Genomic DNA, 2,536 nt, shown 5'->3' on the forward strand with positions numbered 1-2,536 from the left:
TACTTTTATGATACTAACCAAATTATAGCAAGATATCTATATGATACATCAAACCCCCTATTAGTTTCTAATTTAGAAGTTAATAGTGGATTTGATGTGTGCTTGTTATAAGCCACTTAAATGCCACTTGAACATAAACAAGAAATAATTATGAATATAAAGGAAGAGAAGATCTAGAGAGGAGATATGATAGAATATGATGAACCAGGATGTAAGTATATATAACTTTAAAAAACCACAAAGATACTCTACAGACAATATGAGATTTTTATCTGTAATATCAGATGAATTTTGTAAGAGCATAAATCTATTCGTAGCTTATGAATTAAGAAGACCAAATATAGTATGTAAATTAGAAAGAATAGAACAAACAAACTATGAAGAATTTATTAATATGATATCAAATGAGTCTGTAATTATTGAACATGCAATACAACCATTAGTAAAAGGTCTTATATATCAATTAGATAAAAGTGTTGCACTTTCATTTATAGATTTAATACTTGGTGGAGATGGAATAGTTGATAATAGTAAAAGAGAACTTACTGAAGTTGATAGAGAATTAATATCATATATAGGAAATGAATTTTTAACAAAAATGCATATCTTTGAGGGATGTGAATCTAGAGAAGTTTCTAATGTTTATACTAACGCGGGATCTAGTGGAAAATATCCAATAAGTGAATCGGTTATTATTTCTCATATGAAAATGATGGATGGCAATGAAGAAATAGGTAAAATGAGTTTTTGTAATCCATATAGTTGTTTAGAGCCTGTAGTAGATCAATTAGAGCCAAAGAGACTTTTTATAGGTAAGGACAAAGAATATGATTTTGAATTTACAAGTGCAATATATAAAAAAATTGATGGTGTAAAAACTGAGTTAGTTGCATGCCTAGGAAATGCAGACGTAAGCGTAAACGACCTTCTAAAGCTAAGATTAGGAGATGTTATAACTTTAGATAGTAAAATGAGTGAAGAAATAGACCTTTTTGTAGGAGGTTCAAAATCATTTAAATGTAAGCCTGGTCTTATTAAAGATAAAAAGGCTGTTGTTATAACTGGTGACACGAAAAAGGAAGCATAGATTAATATAAATAAAAAACACATTGATGATTTTATCGGTGTGTTTTTTATTTATATTCTTATAGAAAATTTTGTCTAAAATTTAGATTTTTTCTAGAATTAAAGAGTATTAAAGTGTTAAATAAAATTATAACGAAAAGAATATTTTATACAGATATAAAGAAAATGCACAACTATCCGTATAGTAAGAAAATAAACTACTTAAAGTAGTAAAGCTATAACAATCAAATTACAGGGAGGACGTTATGAAAAACTTAAAAATAAGTAGAAAGTTAAGTATATCTTTTATTGTTTTATTAATGCTTGCAACATTTGCAAATTTTTATACAATATCAAGTTTAAGAAAATCAGAAAGTTTGACTCATCAATTATTTAATGGGCCTTATGATTCAACAACTGAAACTATGGGAGTTCGTAGAGATGTAGTTGCTATAGGAAGAGGAATGGCTAATTCAATTATCAGGGAAAATCCTTCAAAATATAGAACTGAAATTATGGGTAACTTTGATAGTATTGAAAAAAGAATTAAATCTATTAGAGAGTCTTTTAGCGGAGATAGCAAAATGGTCGATAATCTTAAAAATTCTGTAGATAAAATAAAACAAGAGTACAATAAGATTTATGATCTTATGTTAAAAGGAGATTATAAGACTGTGAAAGAGGTGACAGCTGAGAATACACCTTATTGGAATATATATGATGAGCTTAGAGATACTTCAATAGCTCTTAATAAAGAGGCAGAAGCTGAAGGAATTGAATTTAATAAAGGTGTAGAAGAAGCAACTAAAAAATCTACCTTTATTTCTATATCTATTAGTATAGTTAATATAGTTGTAGGAGGAGTTATATGTATATATATTACTAATAGCATAAGAAAACCAATAGAAGAAATAGAAGAAGCTGCAGATAAAATGGCTGTTGGAGATTATGATATTGATATCAGCTATGAATCAAAAGATGAATTAGGTTCTTTAGCGAATAGTATGCGTAAGATGAGTAACACCACTAAAGAAATTATAAATGATACAGTTCGTGGTTTAGGAGAAGTTGCATCAGGTAATTTCGATATTGAACCTGAAGTAGAATTTATAGGAGTATTTAAAGAAATCGAAAAATCGATAAATAAAATAACTAATGATTTAAGCGAAACTATGTCACAAATAAATGTAGCTGCTGAAGAAGTTGAAGCTGCATCAGAACAAGTGGCAAGTGGATCACAAATGTTATCACAAGGTTCTACTGAACAAGCAAGTGCAATCCAAGAGTTATCTGCAACTATTATAGAAATATCTGACAAAATTAAAGATACTGCAGATAATGCCAGAAAAGCTAATTCTTTAACAGTAAGTTCAGCTAGACAAGTTAAAGATGGAAATGAACAAATGAAGCAAATGGTTAAAGCAATGGAAGAAATTTCATTTACTTCTAACGAAATAGGAAGAATTATAAA

General features: G+C 28.4%; 2 protein-coding genes. Both read left to right on the top strand.

Annotated features, from left to right (window positions below; genetic code table 11):
* Nucleotides 1-196: 196 nt before the first annotated feature.
* On the top strand, nucleotides 197-1,087 hold the full coding sequence (locus tag JWF52_RS18830) for a flagellar motor switch protein FliM (protein WP_208335004.1): 891 nt from the start codon (nucleotides 197-199) through the stop codon (nucleotides 1,085-1,087).
* A 244-nt stretch (nucleotides 1,088-1,331) separates the two neighbouring features.
* Nucleotides 1,332-2,536, top strand: a 1,205-nt coding sequence (locus JWF52_RS18835) for a HAMP domain-containing protein (protein ID WP_208335005.1), incomplete at its 3' end; no start/stop codon positions are given.

The organism is Clostridium sp. CCUG 7971, assembly GCF_017590215.1.
Classification (GTDB): Bacteria; Bacillota; Clostridia; order Peptostreptococcales; family Peptostreptococcaceae; genus Faecalimicrobium.